Origin of the sequence: Mesorhizobium sp. LSHC412B00 (assembly GCF_000503035.1) — a bacterium.
GTDB lineage: Bacteria > Pseudomonadota > Alphaproteobacteria > Rhizobiales > Rhizobiaceae > Mesorhizobium.
The window spans coordinates 158,872-177,588 of the sequence record NZ_AYWB01000008.1 but is presented as its reverse complement, the minus strand read 5'-3'; the positions used below and the strand labels follow the sequence as shown (position 1 = coordinate 177,588).

Here is an 18,717-nt window from a genome sequence, read left to right as displayed (position 1 = left end):
TGAATAACGAGCTCTCGACTATAATCAAGCTGCTACTTACTACCTGCTATTCACTACTTACCATTCACCATTCACTCTCTTCACCTTTTCGCAATCGGCACGTAGTCGCGTTCCGGGGCGCCGGTATAGAGCTGGCGCGGGCGGCCGATCTTCTGGTGCGGGTCCTCGATCATTTCCTTCCACTGCGCGATCCAGCCGACGGTGCGCGCGACCGCGAACAGCACGGTGAACATGGTGGTGGGGAAGCCCAGCGCCTTCAGCGTGATGCCGGAATAGAAATCGACGTTCGGATAGAGCTTCTTTTCGATGAAGTAGGAATCGGTCAGCGCGATCTTTTCCAGCTCCATGGCGATGTCGAGCAGCGGATCGTCCTTGATGCCGAGTTCGCCGAGCACCTCATGCGCCGTCTTCTGCATGATTTTCGCACGAGGATCGTAGTTCTTGTAGACGCGATGGCCGAAGCCCATCAGCCGGAACGGATCGTTCTTGTCCTTGGCGCGGGCGATGAATTCCGGGATGTGGTCGACATGGCCGATTTCTCCCAGCATGTTGAGCGCCGCCTCATTGGCGCCGCCATGCGCCGGGCCCCACAGGCAGGCGATGCCGGCGGCGATGCAGGCGAACGGATTGGCGCCCGACGAGCCGGCAAGCCGCACCGTCGAGGTCGAGGCGTTCTGCTCGTGGTCGGCATGCAGGATGAAGATGCGCTCCATGGCGCGCGCCAGCACCGGGTTGATCTTGTATTCCTCGCACGGCACCGCAAAGCACATATGCAGGAAGTTGGCGGCGAAGTTCAGCTCGTTCTTCGGGTAAATGAAGGGCTGGCCGATATGGTATTTGTAGGCCATGGCCGCAATCGTCGGCATCTTGGCAATCAGCCGCATCGAGGCGACCATGCGCTGATACGGATCCGAAATATCGGTGGAGTCGTGATAGAAGGCCGACAGCGCGCCGACCACGCCGCACATCACAGCCATCGGATGCGCGTCGCGGCGAAAGCCGGTGAAGAAGCGCGACATCTGCTCGTGCACCATGGTGTGGCGCGTTACCCGGTAGTCGAAATCGTCCTTCTGCGCCTTGGTCGGCAGTTCGCCGTAAAGCAGGAGGTAGCAGACTTCGAGGAAGTCGCCATGCTCGGCCAGCTGGTCGATGGGGTACCCGCGGTGAAGCAGGATGCCGGCATCGCCGTCGATGAAGGTTATCGCCGACTCGCAGCTCGCCGTCGAGGTGAAGCCGGGATCGTAGGTGAAGGCGCCGGTGGTGTTGTAGAGCGCACCGATGTCGATGACGTCGGGCCCGACCGAGCCGCTTCGCACCTTGAATTCATGCGTCTTGCCGGCCAGTTCGAGCGTGGCAGTCGACGGGTGCGTCGTCTTGCTGCCGGTTTCCAGTCTTGTCGCAGCTTCGCTCATTCTCAAACTCCTTCATGTTCCTCATGCCGGCAAGGCAATTCCTGCAAACGACACGTCGAAATCACCGGAATGCGCGAACTCGCCACCGCATTTTAGGAGGTGCGTGCCAGATTGGGCCAAGGCCTAATGTTGCACTGCGAAACCCGCCTTTCAATGCCAATCTTTTTGGGCCAGCTCGCTCCTAATCGATTTGATCCGCAATCCGCGCCAGGCTTTCCTCGCGGCCAAGCACGGCAAGCACGTCGAACACGCCGGGCGAGGTGCTACGGCCGGTAAGGGCCGCCCGGAGCGGTTGGGCCACGGCGCCGAGCTTGTGGCCGCCGGCCGCTGCGAACTCGCGCACCGCGGCTTCAGCCGCGGCAGCCGACCAATCACCCGAAACAGTCTGCAAAGCGGCATGTGCGCCGCGCAGGATCGCGCGCGCGTCGGCACTGAGCAGTGCTGCCGCCTTCTCGTCGATCGGCAGCGGCCGCTCGACGAACAGGAAGGCCGCGCCATCGGCCAGTTCCACCAGCGTCTTGGCGCGCTCTTTCAGGCCCGGCAAGGCGGCCAGCAGCTGCGCCTTCCTGGCGTCGTCGAGACGGGCGGCGATAGCAGATCCGCCTTCGAGGTATGGCAGAGTGGCGACGAAAATGTCGAACAGCTCGGTATCGGCCATCTTGCGCATATGCGCGCCGTTGATCGACTCGAGCTTGGCGAAGTCGAAGCGCGCCGCACCCTTGTTGACATCGCCGATGTCGAACCACGAGATCATGTCCTTGATCGACATGATCTCGTCGTCGCCATGGCTCCAGCCGAGCCTTGCCAGATAGTTGAGCAGTGCCTCGGGCAGATAGCCCATGGCGCGATAAGCCTCGACACCGAGTGCGCCGTGCCGCTTCGACAGCTTGGCGCCGTCGGCGCCGTGGATCAGCGGGATATGCGACATCGACGGGACGTCCCAGCCCATGGCGTTGTAGATCACCGTCTGGCGCGCGGCGTTGGTCAGATGGTCGTCGCCGCGGATGATGTGGGTGACGCCCATGTCATGGTCGTCGACGACGACGGCATGCATGTAGGTCGGATTGCCGTCCGAGCGCAGGATGATGAAATCGTCGAGGTCCTTGTTGGGGAAGCGCACCTCGCCCTGCACACGGTCGTGCACCACGGTTTCGCCCTCGGTCGGCGCCTTGATGCGGATGGCGCCCTTGACGCCGGGAGGCGCCTCCGAGGGGGCACGATCGCGCCACTGGCCGTTGTAGCGCGGCGGCAGGCCCTTGGCGCGTGCGGCCTCGCGCATCGCCTCGAGCTCGGCAGGCGTCTCGTAGCTGTAATAGGCCTTGCCCAGGCGCACCAGCTCCTCGGCCACCTCACGGTGGCGCGGCGCGCGCTCGAACTGCGATATGGCCTCACCGTCCCAGGAAAGGCCGAGCCAGGTCAGCCCATCCAGAATGGCCTGTGTCGCCGCCTCGTTGAAGCGTTCGCGGTCGGTGTCCTCGATGCGCAGCACCATCGTGCCGCCGGTGTGCTTGGCGTACAGCCAGTTGAACAGCGCCGTGCGCGCGCCGCCGATATGCAGATAGCCGGTGGGCGAGGGGGCAAAACGGGTGACGACCGTGTCGGACATGGAACTCTCGGGAAGCCTTGGAAAACGGAGCGTGATCGCGCGGACTCTCGCGCTTTGCGCGTTCATGTAGCATAGGCGGTCTGGGGCGCAAGGGGCAGACCCGATGGCTGGATGAGGCCGGGGGCACGTCGGCAATTATCGGTTGCGTCAACTGGCGGTGGAGCCTTGTAGCACAAAAATCTGTTCGCACCTCCGCGCAACCTCATTTGGCAGCAGCGTCAATGTCTGGGTTTCATTCGGCTGCAGCGCCCGTCACAGTGCCTGGAACATCGCTGCGACGGTGGTAGCCCCCTCTGACGAGCGGACATTTCTTCACGGATGCGGCACTGCCCGACACAACGCCGCCGTGACAGCGTTGGCTTGGTCACGCATATTGACCTTTCTGCAATCATTATCGTGAACACCGCAACTGTGTGCGGTCCGGCCTCGCCACGAAGGAGGAATGATTGAAAGAAGGACTACCGATGACCAGAAACGCCGACCATACGGAGGGTGATCCGTTCTACCATGGTACCCGGGCGGATTTGAAACCCGGGGATCTGCTGAGCGTCGGCCACCCTTCCAATTTCAGAGGTAAACCACTGTCATGGATCTATTTCACCCAGACACTGGAAGCCGCCATCTGGGGAGCAGAGCTTGCAACGGGTGACGGTCGTCAAAGGATTTACATCGTAAAGCCGACGGGGTTTTTTATGGATGACCCTAACCTGACCGATAAAAAATTTCCCGGTAATCCGACGAAATCCTACCGCTCCCGTGATCCGTTGCTCATCCTGGGGGAGCTCGCTGAATGGCAGGGTCATACACCGGAACAATTGAAGGCAATGCACGATGGGCTTGCTCGCCTGAGGGCGGAGGGCCGGGATATGATTGAGGATTGAGCGTCCTTGGCGAGTGATCGTCAATTCCGGCGCGGTGGACGCGACCGCACGGACTTTCGCACTTTGCGCGTTCATGTAGCATAGGGGTCTGGGGCGCAAGGGGCAGACCCGATGGCTGGACGTGGCCGGGGCACGAAGGAAGGCGAAGGCGCCGAGGCAAGCGTCAGCGAACGCTCGCTGTTTGCCGATAGTCCCTATGCCCAGCCGCTGCCCCTCGCGCTGCCTGAGCCGCATCCCGGCGTCGCGCCTGCGCTGCCCGGTCACGCCTTGCCGGCGCAAGTCACAGCGCCCGGATCTATCGCCCGTCTGCGCAGACGGCTTCGCCGTCCGTCATGGCCCGCGCTCCGCCGCAGCCTTGCCGTGGCCGCCAACACGGAGCTCGACCGGGGCGTCGCCTTCCTGCTGGTGCCGGTTTTCCTGGCGGCCGGCGTCATCATTTATTTCTCGCTGGCCGGCGAGCCCGGCTTTGCGCAGCCAATCGCCATTGTGGTGCTGGCGACATGTTGCGCCCTCGCCACGCGATCGCGGCCGAGGACGCATCTGTTCTGCATGGCCGCGATGCTGTGCGCGCTCGGCGTCGTCGCCGCCAAGGTCGAGACTTGGCGCGCCGGAACGCAGATGCTCGGCTCCGAGATTCAGACACGGCTGACCGGCCGCGTCGTCAGTCTCGAACAGATGGAAAGCGGCCGCATCAGGCTGACGCTCGATGTGGTTTCGACCGCTTACCCCGAGCTGCGCTACGCCCCGGAGCGGGTCAGGCTCTCGGCGCGGACCGTTCCCGCCGATATGACCGCCGGCTCCCTGATCACCGGCTATGCCAGGCTGTTGCCGCCGACCGGTCCGGTGCGGCCGGAGAGCTACGATTTCTCCTTCGACAGCTATTTCACCGGTATCGGCGGCAGCGGCTTCTTTCTCGGCAATCCGAAAACCATTGCTACGCAGGGACCGCCGCCGCTGACCGCGCGGCTCTCCTCGGCAATCGAGAACGCGCGCGAAAACATTGCCGACCATATCAGGGGCAAGATCGGCGGCGCCGAAGGCGAGATTGCCGCGGCGTTGATTGTCGGCGTGCGCGCCGGCATCCCGGACGAGGTCAACGAAGCGATGCGGCGCACCGGCATCTACCACATCATCTCCATCTCCGGCCTGCACATGGCGCTGGTTGCCGGCACCATCATGGCGTTGCTGCGTGGCGCCTTTGCGCTGTTTCCCGATTTCTCTTCGCGCCGCCCAGTCAAGAAATATGCAGCAGTGGCAGCACTCGTCTCCATCGCCGCCTATCTCGTCATTTCAGGCGTCGTGGTTGCCGCCGAGCGCAGCTTCATCATGCTGGCGGTCATGCTTGTCGCCGTGCTGTTTGATCGCGCCGCACTCACCATGCGCAATCTGGCGATCTCCGCCATTGCCGTCATCCTGGTGTCGCCGCACGAGGTGGTCGGTCCCAGCTTCCAGATGTCGTTTGCTGCCACCGCCGCCCTTGTCGGCGCCTATGCCGGCTGGGCCGATTACCGCGCCGACAAGGTGAGAACGCCGCCGGCAAAGCGCTCCTTCGTCGGCTTCCTGTCGCGAAAATTCGCGCTGGCCATGGGCGGCCTCGCCATGACCTCGATCATCGCCGGCAGTGCAACCTTGCTGTTCGCCATCTGGCATTTTCAGCGTGTGTCGCCGCTCAGCCTGATCGCCAATCTGGCCGTGATGCCGATTGTTTCGTTGATCGTCATGCCCTTTGCCGTGCTCAGCGCACTGGCGATGCCGTTCGGCGCCGACGGGCCGTTCCTCTATGTGATGGGCAAGGGTCTGATGGCGATGATCGCCATATCGGCCTGGATTTCCGAGCGCTCGCCGGTCGACGCCGTCGGGCTGATCTCCATCCGCTCGGTGCTGTTGGTGGCGGTCGCCCTCGTCATCGCCACCATGGCCACCACCTGGCTCAGGCTGGCGGCCGTGCCTTTCGCGCTGGCCGGCCTGTTGACGGTGCCGCAGGTGCTTACGCCCGACGTGCTCATATCCGAGGACGCACATCTGGTGGCCATGCCGATAGGTGGCGGCGAACTCGCCCTCAACCGCGAACGCTCCAACGAATTCACCACGGACAATTGGAAACGGGCGCTGCGGGCCGAAACCATTATCCCGCCCGAGATTTTCGAGGCAACAGATACGCGGTTCGATCTCGATCCGCTCGATCTGCCGCCCGGGTCGCCCTTCTATTGCATGGGCGATCTCTGTATCGCCCGACACCCTTCCGGAGCCATTGTAGCCCTTGCCAAAGACCGCAAGACGGCGCGGCCGGCCTGTGCCTTCGCTAGCCTGATCGTCATCGATGACGCCACGGCCTACAATCCGTGCCGCGACCCGCTGGTGCTGGTCGTGACGAAGAAACAGCTGGCCCGCGACGGCAGCGCCGCCGTCTTCTTCGATCCGCAATCGGCAGCTGCAGCGCCAACCATCCGCTTCGCCGTCGACAAGCCGTATCGCCCCTGGCACGAGCAGCGCCGCTTCTCCCGCGAAGCGCGCGGCCTGCCGCCTTACAACCAGCGTGAAAAGTACAAACCCAAGCCGGCTCAGTAGCGCCGGATCAATCCGACAAGCTTGCCCTGCACCTTCACCCTGTCCGGTCCAAAAATGCGGGTCTCGTAGGCCGGGTTGGCGGCTTCCAGGGCGATCGAGGCGCCCTTGCGGCGGAAGCGTTTCAGGGTCGCTTCCTCATCGTCGACCAACGCCACCACGATCTCGCCGGGGCTGGCTGTGTCGGCATTGCGGATGATGACCGTGTCGCCATCGAAAATGCCGGCCTCGATCATCGAATCGCCCTTGACCTCGAGCGCGTAGTGTTCGCCGCCCATGATCATGTCGGGCGGCACCGAGATCGAATGGGTCTGATGCTGGATGGCGTCGATCGGCACGCCGGCGGCGATGCGTCCCATAACCGGGATTGAAATCGCGGAAACGGCATCGTCATTGCCGGCCGACATCGAACGCGACGGCGAGCCCGGCTTGATCTGGCGGCCGAGACCGCCTTGGCCCATCCCGCCTTGTCCTTGGCCGCCTTGCCCTTGGCCGGTTTGACCAAGACTGCCCTGAATGACGCTCGGCGAAAACTTCCTCGCCGCATTGAGGCCTGGTGCGATCGAGTCGGGCAGCCGCAGCACTTCCAGCGCGCGCGCCCGGTTCGGCAGCCGGCGAATGAAACCGCGCTCCTCAAGCGCCGTGATCAGGCGGTGGATGCCGGACTTGGAGGCGAGGTCGAGCGCTTCCTTCATCTCGTCGAAGGACGGCGGGATTCCGCTCTCCTTCAGGCGTTCATGGATGAACATCAGAAGCTCATGTTGTTTGCGCGTCAGCATCGCGGCCCCCAGGGGTTCTGAAACCAGAATCAGAAAAAACAAACCCAGAACAAACACTATCTGTTCCAGTTGTGTTCCGCAACCTTTTAAAGTTTAATGAATGTGTTGACGTTTTGTTCAGCGTAACGTTCGGCGCTGCGAGCGCCGCCTGCGCCCAGTTGCCAGCAACGGGGTGAAACGAAGACAAAGTGCCCTGCGTCGTCGGCTACGATCGCCGCTTCCTTTTCGGACGGGGCTGCGCAGCATCCGCGCGGGGTTCTCTCTGGGCATAGACCCGCAGCGTGTAGCCGATGTGAGCGGTCATCAGAGTTTTCGCACGTTCGACGTCGCGATCGAGGGCCGCTTCCATCAGGGCGGTATGGTGTTCGATCGCCACGGCGTCGCGCAGGGCCGCCACGGCCTTCCGGTGTCCGTCCGTGCGGCCGGCGGCGGCGCGCAGCGTCGGGGCCAGACCCAGAAAGCGGTGATGGCGATGCAATTGGTCGGAAATCGTTGCATTGAAGCGCAGCAGCCAGCTGGATGTCGCGGCACTGAGCAGCGCCGCATGGAAGGCATCGTGTTTTTCGTACCACGCGTCGACCGCATCATCCGATGGATCGTCGAGAACAGACCCGCACCGTGAGAGACGATAGTGGGCGGCAACGACCGCGTCTTCCCACTCACGGTCGCCCTTCTCGATCGATTCCACCAGCAGGGGCAGTTCGACCACCAGCCGCGCACGCGCCAGATCCTCGAGCTCCGCCCGAGAGACGGGAGCGACCGCAAACCCGCGGTTGCTGATGGCGGTCACAAGCCGTTCCGCCTCCAGCCGCGACAGCGCCTCGCGCAACGGCGTCCAGCCGATGCCGTAGGTGTTGCGCAGCGTGCTCAGCTTCAACGGCGCGGCAGGCGCCAGCCGGGTCGCAAGAATATCGCGCCTGAGCAGGCGATAGGCCACTTCCGTCTTCGAGGTCTGCTCGTCATCCAGCATCGTGATCCATCAGACATAAACGCTCGGGCGGATCATTATATATCAAAGCCTTTCAATGGGTGAATTATATATAATGTTTGACAGTTCAAGGGCGACCACTCAAGATCGCCGGCATGTTTGGGCGGCAGGCTCCGCCGCGCGCGTTTGTCCATGGAGGGGCGCCGGATCATGAGCACGACACCCGATCTCGCTACAATCGAAGCGATGGATGCCGCCGATCCGCTGCGCTCCATGCGTGAACGCTTTGTCTTGCCGCAAGGCGTGATTTATCTCGACGGCAATTCCCTGGGCGCCGCGTCAGCGGTCGTCTTCAGCGAACTGCAGCAGGCCGCCACGCAGGAATGGGCGCACGACCTCATTCGCGCCTGGAACACCGCCGGCTGGTTCAACATGCCGGTGGAACTGGGAGATCAGCTCGGGCGACTGATCGGCGCGGCTGATGGGCAGACGGTGGTCTGCGACACAACCTCGATCAACATCTACAAGCTGCTGCACGCAGCGCTCGGCATGCGGCCGGATCGGTCGGTCATCGTTGCCGAGGGCGACAGTTTCCCGACCGACCTCTACATGGCCGAAGGCGTCGCCTCGACCCGGCCGGGAACGCGGCTGCGGCTGGAGGGCGTCGACGCGGCCGCAATCGAGGAGCTGATCGACGACAGCGTTGCCGTCATCCTGGTCAACCACGTCAACTACAAATCCGGCCAGTTGCGCGACATGGCGGCGCTGACGCGCAAGGCACATGACGCCGGCGCGCTGATCATCTGGGATCTCTGCCACACGGCCGGCGCCTTGCCGGTCGAACTTGACCGTGCCAATGCCGATTTCGCCGTCGGCTGCACCTACAAATACCTCAATGGCGGCCCGGGCTCGCCAGCCTTCATCTACGCGGCCGAGCGCCACCATGACGATGCCCACCAGCCGCTCAGCGGCTGGTGGGGCCATGCGCGGCCCTTTGCCTTCGAGCAGGGCTTTGCCGTCGGCAGCGGCATTCGCCGCTTCCTGTGCGGAACGCAGCCGGTGCTGTCGATGCGGGCGCTCAAGGGCGCGCTCGATATCTGGAACGACGTCGATATGGCGGCGGTGCGCAGAAAAAGCATCGCGCTGACCGACCTGTTTATCCAGCTCGTCGAAGCCAGATGCGGCGCCTACCGGCTTGAACTGGAAAGTCCTCGCGACGGCAGCCAGCGCGGCAGCCAGGTGTCGTTCCTCCATCCGCATGGCTATCAGGTGATGCGCGCGCTGATCGAGCGCGGCGTGATCGGCGATTTCCGGGCGCCGTCGACCATCCGTTTCGGCTTCACGCCGCTCTATGTCGGATATGGCGATGTCTGGCAGGCGGTCGAAGTCCTGGAGGATATTCTGCGCACCGGCGCCTGGCAGGACGCCCGCTTCGCGGTGAAGACCGCGGTTACGTGAGAAACCAGAGCAATTTCAGGAAAAGTGTGAAGCGGTTTTCCGTCCGAAATTGCGTCAATCAAAGAGCTAGAGCATTTCGCCGTTTCCGTTAAACGGTGAAATGCTCTAGAGCCGGGTGCGGACCGTCCAGAGCTCCGGAAACAGCACGACCTCCAGCATCTTCTTCAGATAGGAGGCGCCTGAGGTGCCGCCGGTGCCGCGCTTCAAGCCGATGATGCGCTCGACCGTGGTGACGTGGTTGAAGCGCCAGCGGCGGAAATAATCCTCGAAGTCGACCAGCTTCTCGGCCAGTTCGTAGAGCATCCAGTAGCGCTGCGGGTCGCGGTAGACGGTTTGCCAGGCAGCCAGCACGTCTTCGTTCTCGACGCGCGTCTCGCGCCAGTCCGTGCGACTGGCGTCGGCGCCGATGTCGAAGCCATTGCGCGCCAAAAGCAGAAGCGCCTCGTCGTACAGCGACGGCGTGGCCAGGATGGCTTCCAGCCTGTCCGTAAGGTCGGGCCGGTGCTTGTGCGGCCCGAGCATGGCAAGGTTGCGGTTGCCGGCCATGAACTCGATAGCGCGGTACTGCCACGACTGGAAGCCCGAGGATTGGCCGAGCGCGTCGCGAAACTCGGTGTATTCGCTTGGCGTCATCGTGCGCAGCACGTCCCAGGCATTGTTGAGCTGCTCGAAGATGCGCGCGACACGCGACAGCATCTTGAAGCTCGGTTCGAGGCGGTCGGCGCGGATCGAGCGGATCGCGGCGCCGATCTCGTGGAGGGCCAGTTTCATCCACAATTCGGATGTCTGATGCTGGATGATGAACAGCATCTCGTCATGGGCAGAAGACAGCGGCGCCTGCGCATCGAGCACCTTGTCCAGCTGCAGATAGTCGCTGTAGGACATCCGCTCCTTGAACGACATCTGCGCGCCATCGGACGCCGGATCGTGCGGCTTAATCAATTGATCTTCTCCGCGCGCAACCGGAAGCGCTGGATCTTGCCGGTCTGGGTTTTGGGCAAGGCGTCGATGAACTTCACCGAACGCGGATATTTGTAGGGCGCGATCGTTGCCTTGACGTGGTCCTGCAGGCGTTTGACGGTCAATGCGTCCGGCGAAACGCCTTGCACAAGCACGATATGCGCCTCGACGATCTGGCCGCGTTCGCCGTCCTCGGCGCCGGTCACCGCGCATTCGGCGACGTCGGGATGCGAGAGCAGCGCCGCTTCGACCTCGGGGCCGGCGATGTTGTAGCCGGCGCTGACGATCATGTCGTCGGAACGCGCGGCGAAGTGGAAGAAGCCATCCTCGTCCTGCGTGAACGTATCGCCGGTGAGATTCCAGCCGTCGCGGACATAGTCCTTTTGCCTGGCATCGGCCATGTAGCGGCAGCCGGTCGGGCCGCGCACCGCCAGCCGGCCAGTAGAGCCGCGCGGCAACTCCCGCATCTCGTCATCGACGATGCGTGCCTGATAGCCGCCGACGGGTTTGCCGGTGGAGGCCGGCTTCATGTCGTCGAAGCGGTTGGAGATGAAGATATGCAGCATCTCGGTGGCGCCGATCCCATCGAGGATCGGCTTGCCGGTCTTCTCAGTCCATTCCTCGAAGACAGGCGCCGGCAGCGTCTCGCCCGCCGAAACCGCGACGCGCAGCGAGGACAAGTCAGCGCCTTGATCCATGGCCTTGAGCATGGCCCGATAGGCGGTTGGAGCGGTGAAGGAAATGGTCGCTTTGTAGGTCTCGATGATGTGGATCATGTTGGGTGGCGTCGCCTGTTCCAGCAGCGTCGCCGCGGCGCCGAAGCGCAGCGGGAAGATGGCGAGCCCGCCAAGACCGAAGGTAAAGGCAAGGGGCGGGGAGCCGACGAAGATGTCGTCGGGCGTCACCTCCAGGATTTCGCGGGCATAGGCGTCGGCGATGATCAGCAGGTCGCGGTGGAAATGCATCGTCGCCTTCGGCACGCCGGTGGTGCCGGAGGTGAAGCCGAGCAGGGCGACATCGTCGCGGCCGGTGTTGACGGCAGTGAAGGTGACCGGCTTGTCGAGGGCGGCGCGGTCGAGTTCCGCGTCATGGTTGGCCGTGCCGTCGAAGCCAATGACCTGCTTGAGATACGCACTGCCCTTGGCGCAGGCGGTCATCTCGTCCATCAGCCTTGCATCGCAAAGCGCAACCGTGATTTCCGCCTTGTCGACGATCTTGGCGAGTTCGCCGGCGCGCAGCATCGGCATGGTGTTGACGACCACCGCGCCAACCTTGGTGGCGGCCAGCCAGCAGGCGACCATGGCCGGATTGTTGGCCGAGCGGATCAGCACCCGGTTGCCCGGCTTGACGCCATAATTCTCGACCAGGGCATGGGCGAGCCTGTTGGTCCAGTCGGACAGTTCCTTGTAGGTGCGGCGGCGGCCATTGCCGATCAGCGCGGTGTGGTCGCCGAACCCTTTTTCGACCAGCCTGTCGGTCAATTCGACGCCGGCATTTATGTGGTCGGGATAGTCGAAGCCGTCGAGCAAAAACTCCGGCCATTGCTCCGGCGGCGGCAGGTTGTCGCGCGTGAATGTGTCGATATGCGCTGATGGCCCAAGCATTTTCGGCTGCCCCTGTCTGCCTCGCGCCCATGGCTGAACAAGGCGCAGGATCGCACCAGTCGAAATTTGTTTCAAGCCTAAAATGTTTTTAGGTCGCAGGATTGACGCCGCCCTGTTCGGCGGCCATTCCTGTCGACTGAACTGAAGCCATCCGGGAGGGATGCAGATGCTCCAACATCGTGTTGCCGATTGGGACAATGCCTACGCCAACGGCGACAACATTGCCGGCAGCAATCGCTGGCCGGCCGCGTGGGACACACCGGCACAGGCTTTTCGCGACACAATGTCGGCGTCCGGTCGGGCCAAGCTCGACATCGCCTATGGCGACAGCCCGCGCAACAGGCTCGATCTGTTCCTTCCCGATGTCATGCCCAAAGGGCTCGTCGTCTTCATCCATGGCGGTTACTGGAAGGCGTTCGACAACAAGCCATGGTCGCATCTGGCCAACGGCGCGGTTGCCAATGGCTTTGCCGTGGCAATGCCGACTTACACGCTTTGTCCCGACATACGCATTTCCGGCATCGTCAGGGAAATCGCGGCGGCGATCGGCAAGGCGGCGACGATGGTCGGCGGGCCGGTGATCCTGACCGGGCATTCCGCCGGCGGCCATCTCGCCTCCAGGATGGTGACGACAACGACGCCTCTGGCCGCCGATGTGGCCGGCCGCATACGCAATGTCGTCTCGATCTCCGGGGTTCATGATCTGCGGCCGATCATGCGGACGGGGATGAACGCGACACTGGCCATTGATGAAGCGGAAGCACTGGCCGAAAGCCCGGCGCTGCTGCGCCCGATGGATGGCGCACGCATCACCTGCTGGGCCGGCGGCGGTGAGCGGGCGGAGTTCCTGCGCCAGAATGCGCTGCTTGCCAACATCTGGATCGGCCTCGGCGCCACGACCAGCACAGTGGTCGAGCCGGACCGGCATCATTTCAGCATCGTCGACGGGCTTGCCGATCCGACACATCCGCTGACGCGGACATTGCTGGCGGAGTAACAACCAGTCTTGTCTCTTGGAATTAACGGTTTGGATCCGCGACCTCAGCGCAACATCAGAATGCTGCAAGCAGCGCCTGCTTCTGCCGCCGGAGCGAAGGGCTCGCGCACGATCAGGCCGTTGGCGTCGGCCAGCATTCTCAGCATCGAGGAATCCTGGATGCCAAACGGCGTCGCCACCAATGCGCCGGCTTCTTCCCGGACCACGGCGCGCACATAGTCTTGCCTTAGATCATTGGCCGGCATCGAGGCGCCAAGCTGAGCCTGGCGGATGTCCTGCCGGTGGGGACGGCCGCCGAGCTGCGCCAATAGCGGCTTCAGGAACAATTGCGAGCAGACCAGGCTCGCCACCGGATTGCCGGGCAGGCCGATGCACCTGATATCGCCCAGCCGCCCGAACATCAGCGGCTTGCCCGGGCGCATGGCGAGCTTCCAGAAGTCGAGGTTCATGCCTTCGCCGGTCAGCACGTCATGAACGAGATCATGGTCGCCGACCGAGGCGCCGCCGAGCGTGACGATGACGTCGGCTTTCGCATCGACCGCCTTTTTCACCAGCGCCGCGATCGCTTCCTTGCGATCGGCCGCTATACCGAGATCGAGCGCGCGAGCGCCGACCGACTGCGCCACAGCAGCGACGCCATAGGCGTTGGACGAGATGATCTGGGCGGGGCCAGGTTCGCTGCCCGGTGGCAGCAATTCGTCGCCGGTGGCGATGATGGCGACCAGCGGCCGTTGCACCACGTTCAACCGGGGATGATTGGCCGACGCCGCCAGCGACAATGCAGCCGGATCGAGCACGCGGCCTTTCTCCAGCAGCACGTCGCCTTGGGCAAAATCCAGTCCAAGGCGGCGGATGTTGCGGTTCTTCGCCGTCGGTTCGGTGACCTCGATCCGGCCACCGCCGAGATCGCGAACATTTTCCTGGATGACGATGGTGTCTGCGCCTTCAGGCAGCGGCGCGCCGGTGAAGATGCGCACGGCTTCCGCCTTGCCGACAGCGCCGTCAAAGCCGCGCCCTGCAGGCGCCGTGCCGATCACCGAAAGCCTCGCGGGGAGGGTCGCCACATCCTGCGCCCGTGCGGCATAGCCGTCCATGGCAGATGCATTGAAAGGCGGCTGGGTACGCAGCGCCACGACCGGCTCCGCCAGCACCCGGCCGGCCGCATCCGCCAGCGCGACGCTTTCACCGGGCAACGCCACAGCGCCGTCGAGGAGGCGTTGAAGCGCCTCGGCGACCGGAACCAGCGCCATTACGAACCCGCCCTGTAGTCGCCGGACTTGCCGCCGGTCTTTTCCACCAGCCTGATGCCGGAAATCACCATGGCACGGTCGACCGCCTTGGCCATGTCGTAGATGGTCAGGCACGCCACCGACGCCGCGGTCAGCGCCTCCATCTCGACCCCGGTCTTGCCGGTGACGCGGGCAAGCGCGGTGACCCTGAGGCCGGGCAGCGTGGTGTCCGGTTCGATGTCGACCGACACCTTGGTCAAAAGCAGCGGATGGCAGAGCGGGATCAGCTCATGCGTCTTCTTGGCCGCCATGATGCCGGCAATGCGCGCGGTACCCAGCACATCGCCCTTCTTGGCGTCGCCGTCGAGGATCATCTTCAGGGTTTCGGCCCGCATCGACACAAAGCCCTCGGCGACCGCCGTGCGCGTCGTCTCCGCCTTGTCGCCGACATCGACCATGTTGGCCTCGCCCTTGGCGCCGAGATGGGTGAGGGCGGCTGCCATTGTCAGGCTACCTCTGCCTTCGCCTTGCCTGTCAAAAGCAGCCGCGTTGCCGCAGCGACATCCTCTTGCCGCATCAGGCTCTCGCCGACGAGGAAGGTGCTGATGCCGGTCTTTTGCATCCTGAAGCAATCGTCGTGGGTGAAAATGCCGCTCTCGCTGACCAGCAATCGGCCGCCCGGCACCATCGACGCCAGCCGTTCCGAGGTTTCGAGGCTGGTCTCGAATGTTCTGAGATTGCGGTTGTTGATGCCGATCAGCTGCGACGACAGTTTTACCGCGCGCTGCGTCTCGGCCTCGTCATGCACCTCGATCAGCGCATCCATGCCGAGTTCGAATGCGGTCGCTTCCAATTCGCTGGCCAAAGCATCATCGACGCTGGCCATGATGATCAGGATGGCATCAGCGCCCCAGGCGCGAGCCTCGTAAACCTGGTAAGGGTCGAACAGGAAATCCTTGCGCAGCGCGGGCAGGGCGACGGCGTTGCGCGCATTGGTGAGAAATTCCGGCGCGCCCTGGAAGGATGGCGCATCGGTCAGCACCGAAAGACAGGCGGCACCGCCTTTCTCATAGGCCTGCGCCAGTGCGGGCGGGTCGAAATCGGCACGGATCAAGCCTTTGGATGGGCTTGCCTTTTTGATCTCGGCGATCAGGCCGAAGCTGCCCGATCTGCGCTTCGCCTCAAGCGCCCTCCGAAAGCCACGCGGTGCGTCGGCGTCCTTGGCTCGCGCCTTGATCTCGGCCAACGGTATCCGCGCCTTCGCCGCCGCGATCTCGTCGCGCTTGTAGGCCTCGATCTTGCGCAGAATGTCAGCCACGGCTCATCCGTTCGAAATCTCGACCAGCCTGTCGAGCACGCCCAGCGCCCGGCCGCTGTCGATGGCCTGTGTGGCCGCGGCCATGCCGTCGGCAAGCGTCGTCGCCTTGCCGGCAACCACCATGCCGGCGCCGGCATTCATCAGCACCGTATCGCGATAGGCGCCGGCAGAACCGCCCAGCATGTCGCGCAACGCCTTGGCGTTGTAGGCGGCATCGCCGCCGCGCAGCTCGTCCTTGCTGTGGCGCTGCAGGCCGACGGCTTCCGGGGTGAGCGTGAAATGGCGGATCTCGCCGCCGGCCAGTTCCGCCACCTGCGTTTCGCCGGTGGTGGTGATTTCGTCATAGCCATCCCCATGGACCACCCAGGCATGCTCGGTGCCCAACGCCTTCAATGTCTCGGCCACCGGCACGATCCATTCCGGCAGGAACACGCCGACCATCTGCCTGCTGACGCCAGCCGGATTGGACAGCGGTCCGAGCAGGTTGAAGATGGTACGCGTGCCGAGCTCGACGCGGGTCGGGCCGACATGCTTCATCGCAGGGTGGTGCGCCGGCGCGAACATGAAGCCGACGCCGGCCTCCTGGATGCAGCGGCCGATCACCTCTGGCAGGATATCGATCTTAACGCCGAGCGCGACCAGCACATCGGCAGCGCCCGTCAGCGACGACAGGCCGCGATTGCCGTGCTTGGCGACCGGCACGCCGCAGCCGGCAATGACGAAGGCCGAAGCGGTCGAGATGTTGACTGAATGCGAATTGTCGCCGCCCGTGCCGACAATGTCGATGGCGCCCTCAGGAGCTTCGACGCGCAGCATCTTGGCACGCATGGTGGCGACGGCGCCGGAAATCTCGCTCACGGTCTCCCCGCGCACGCGCAACGCCATCAGGAAGCCGCCGATCTGGCCCGGCGTCGCGTCGCCAGACATGATGATGTCGAAAGCTTCGCGCGCTTCCTCGAAGGTAAGCCCGGTTCCCGTGGCGACCTTGGCGATATGGGTCTTCAGGGCGCTCATTGGGCCAAGACGTTCATTGGGCTAAGGCCATTCATTGGGCGAGGGCTTGGGAAACGGCGGCCTGGTCGACGCTGACGGCGTACTGCGTCTGCAACTGCGCCACCAGCTGGTCGAGCAGATCGTCGGACATGCCTTGCGTGAAGGATTTTTGCGCATCGTCGGGTACCGAGCTGGCGTCGGCTCCGGCCGGCTCGAACACTTCGGCGACCTTGAACAGGATCTGGCCGTCGCCGGTGGGCGAGGGGATCAGCCCGGTGCCGCCTTCGCCGACCCCGAACATCGCAGCAGCACCCTCCTTGCCGAAATCGACATCGTCGGCCTCGCGCTTCACGCCGCGCTTGGTCTGCTTTTCAAGCTTCAGTTCGCCGGCGATGACGTCGAGTGTGGTGCCAGCCTTGAGGCGCTTGTCGAGTTCGTCTGCTTTCGCGGTCAGCCGCTTGGTCGTTTCCTCTGTCGTCCAGTCCGCCACCACGCGCTGGCGGACTTCGTCCAGCGTGCGGTCGCGAGCCGGCGTGATCGATGTCAGTTCATAGAACACGAAGCCGTTGTTAGGCGTGGTCAGGGCTTGATTCTCGGTGTTGGGCTCGGCCTCGAACACCGCCTTGATCAGGTCCGGCGATGCCGGCAGGTCCTTGATGATGGTGCCGTCCGGCTTGAGGCCGGTGCGGTCTATGGCCTCGACGGTGACGTCCTTGAGCTTCAGTTTGGCGGCGGCTTCGGCCAGCGTGCTGCCGGCGGCGCGGGTGTCTTCGTAGTTGTCGTGCACGTCGAGCAGGATGCGGCTTGCTTCGCCGAGCGCCAGATCCTTTCGGATCTGGTCTGACACTTCCGCCAGCGGCTTCACCGTTTCCGGTTTGATCTCGGTGACGCGCAAAAGCACCGGACCGAACGCGCCCTGGACGACCGGGCTGACTTCGTTGACGGCAAGCGCGAATGCGGCATCGGCGACCGCCTTGTCGGTGATCTTATCCTTGGAGAGCGTGCCGAGCAGCGTGTCGGCCGGGGTCTTGCCCTGCGCGGTGACGATCTTGTCGAAGGTGGCGCCCGTCTTCAGCGAATCGGATGCCGCCTTGGCGGCGTCCGCGGAAGGGAACACCAGCTGTTCGATGGTGCGCATTTCCGGCGTGGTGTAGCGGCCCTTGTTCTTGTTGTAGTCGTCGCTGACCTGCTGGTCCGTTACGGCGCTGACATCCATGATGTCTTCGGGCTCGAGCCGGACATAGGAGAATTTGCGGTATTCTGGCGCCGCGTAGGTTTTCTTGTTGGCCTCGAAATAAGCCTGAAGCACGCTGTCGGATGGCGCCTCGATGGGCTCCACCAACGCCTTTGGCAAGATCAGATAGTCGATGGTGCGGTCTTCGCCCCGATAGAGCGCAACTGCCTTGAAGAAGGTGTCCGGAGCCTTGAGGCCGTCCGAAACCGCTTCGACGATCTGCTGGCGCACCGCCACCTGAGCCCGGTTCTTCAGATAATCCTCCGGCCGCATTCCCAGTTCGCGCAGCCGGGATTCGAACAGCCGGCGGTCGAACTGGCCATTCGGGCCTTGGAAGGCGGGTTCCTGCCGCGTCAGTTCGGCCAGCCTGTCCTTGGAGAAGCCAAGCCCGAGCTTGCGCGCCTGTTCGTCAAGGACGGCGCCGGACACCAACTGAGCCAGCACCTGGTTGTCGATGCCATAGGCCTTGGCCTGGTCGCGGCTGATGCGCTGGCCGATCTGCTGCTGCAGCATGGCGATCTGGCGATCGTAGGCGAGGCGGTACTCGGTGATCGACACGGTGGTGCTGCCGGCGGTGATCACCGCATGATGGCCAGCCAGGAAGCCGCCCGTCATCCGCGTGGTGACGCCCCAGGCAAGGAAACTCAACACCAGCAGCGACAGCAGGGCTTTCGCGACCCAGGTCCCTGCCGCGCTTCTCAATATACCAAGCATTGTTACTTCCGATTTTTGCGCAGTTTTGCGTGCGCCCGA

Annotated in this window: 15 protein-coding genes; 4 read left to right on the top strand and 11 right to left on the bottom strand. The window is 63.7% G+C overall.

Annotated features, from left to right (window positions below; all coding sequences use genetic code 11):
* Positions 1–80: 80 nt before the first annotated feature.
* Both gltA and gltX read right to left on the bottom strand, forming a co-directional pair.
* Positions 81–1,412, bottom strand: coding sequence for a citrate synthase (gene gltA / locus X757_RS147985; RefSeq protein ID WP_023671037.1), 1,332 nt, complete (start codon positions 1,410–1,412; stop codon positions 81–83).
* Positions 1,413–1,593: 181 nt separating this feature from the next.
* Entirely contained in the window at positions 1,594–3,018 is a 1,425-nt protein-coding gene (gene gltX / locus X757_RS147990) for a glutamate--tRNA ligase (protein ID WP_023726645.1), read from the bottom strand.
* A 464-nt stretch (positions 3,019–3,482) separates the two neighbouring features.
* Here gltX and arr point away from each other — a divergent pair, with 464 nt between their 5' ends.
* A complete protein-coding gene (arr, locus tag X757_RS147995; RefSeq protein ID WP_023696562.1) occupies positions 3,483–3,899 on the top strand; it encodes an NAD(+)--rifampin ADP-ribosyltransferase in 417 nt (138 codons plus the stop codon).
* 111 nt (positions 3,900–4,010) lie between these two features.
* Entirely contained in the window at positions 4,011–6,467 is a 2,457-nt protein-coding gene (locus tag X757_RS148000; RefSeq protein WP_023726644.1) for a ComEC/Rec2 family competence protein, read from the top strand.
* Here the strand turns inward: X757_RS148000 and lexA are convergent.
* A complete protein-coding gene (gene lexA, locus X757_RS148005; RefSeq protein ID WP_023726643.1) occupies positions 6,461–7,243 on the bottom strand; it encodes a transcriptional repressor LexA in 783 nt (260 codons plus the stop codon). The two genes, X757_RS148000 and lexA, sit on opposite strands and share 7 nt — an antisense overlap.
* 205 nt (positions 7,244–7,448) lie before the next feature.
* Positions 7,449–8,213, bottom strand: coding sequence for a GntR family transcriptional regulator (locus X757_RS148010; protein ID WP_023684704.1), 765 nt, complete (start codon positions 8,211–8,213; stop codon positions 7,449–7,451).
* A 168-nt stretch (positions 8,214–8,381) separates the two neighbouring features.
* On the opposite strand from X757_RS148010, the gene kynU reads away from it, so the two are divergent.
* A complete protein-coding gene (kynU, locus tag X757_RS148015; protein ID WP_023684705.1) occupies positions 8,382–9,629 on the top strand; it encodes a kynureninase in 1,248 nt (415 codons plus the stop codon).
* A 105-nt stretch (positions 9,630–9,734) separates the two neighbouring features.
* Here the strand turns inward: kynU and kynA are convergent, their stop codons facing one another.
* Both kynA and X757_RS148025 read right to left on the bottom strand, forming a co-directional pair.
* On the bottom strand, positions 9,735–10,571 hold the full coding sequence (kynA, locus tag X757_RS148020; RefSeq protein ID WP_031202749.1) for a tryptophan 2,3-dioxygenase: 837 nt from the start codon (positions 10,569–10,571) through the stop codon (positions 9,735–9,737).
* Positions 10,568–12,193, bottom strand: a complete 1,626-nt coding sequence (locus X757_RS148025) for an AMP-binding protein (protein WP_023726642.1) — start codon at positions 12,191–12,193, stop codon at positions 10,568–10,570. The genes kynA and X757_RS148025 overlap by 4 nt, the downstream gene beginning before the upstream one ends.
* A gap of 160 nt (positions 12,194–12,353) precedes the next feature.
* On the opposite strand from X757_RS148025, the gene X757_RS148030 reads away from it, so the two are divergent.
* Positions 12,354–13,190, top strand: coding sequence for an alpha/beta hydrolase (locus tag X757_RS148030; RefSeq protein ID WP_373432841.1), 837 nt, complete (start codon positions 12,354–12,356; stop codon positions 13,188–13,190).
* Positions 13,191–13,234: 44 nt separating this feature from the next.
* Here X757_RS148030 and glp read toward each other — a convergent pair whose 3' ends face one another.
* From glp to X757_RS148055, 5 genes are read right to left on the bottom strand one after another with little or no spacing between them, the layout of a single operon-like run.
* Positions 13,235–14,440, bottom strand: coding sequence for a gephyrin-like molybdotransferase Glp (gene glp, locus X757_RS148035; RefSeq protein ID WP_023726640.1), 1,206 nt, complete (start codon positions 14,438–14,440; stop codon positions 13,235–13,237).
* Positions 14,440–14,922, bottom strand: coding sequence for a cyclic pyranopterin monophosphate synthase MoaC (moaC, locus tag X757_RS148040; RefSeq protein WP_023726639.1), 483 nt, complete (start codon positions 14,920–14,922; stop codon positions 14,440–14,442). Before moaC ends, glp begins: the two co-directional genes overlap by 1 nt.
* A gap of 2 nt (positions 14,923–14,924) precedes the next feature.
* Positions 14,925–15,737 (bottom strand): indole-3-glycerol phosphate synthase TrpC, encoded by an 813-nt coding sequence (trpC, locus tag X757_RS148045; RefSeq protein ID WP_023726638.1) that lies wholly within the window; start codon positions 15,735–15,737, stop codon positions 14,925–14,927.
* Positions 15,738–15,740: 3 nt separating this feature from the next.
* Complete coding sequence (gene trpD, locus X757_RS148050; RefSeq protein ID WP_023696567.1) at positions 15,741–16,751, bottom strand: anthranilate phosphoribosyltransferase; 1,011 nt, start codon at positions 16,749–16,751, stop codon at positions 15,741–15,743.
* A 31-nt stretch (positions 16,752–16,782) separates the two neighbouring features.
* Positions 16,783–18,678 carry a peptidyl-prolyl cis-trans isomerase gene (locus X757_RS148055; RefSeq protein WP_023688560.1) on the bottom strand — a complete coding sequence of 632 codons (1,896 nt, stop codon included), beginning with the start codon at positions 18,676–18,678 and terminating at the stop codon, positions 16,783–16,785.
* Positions 18,679–18,717: the final 39 nt, after the last annotated feature.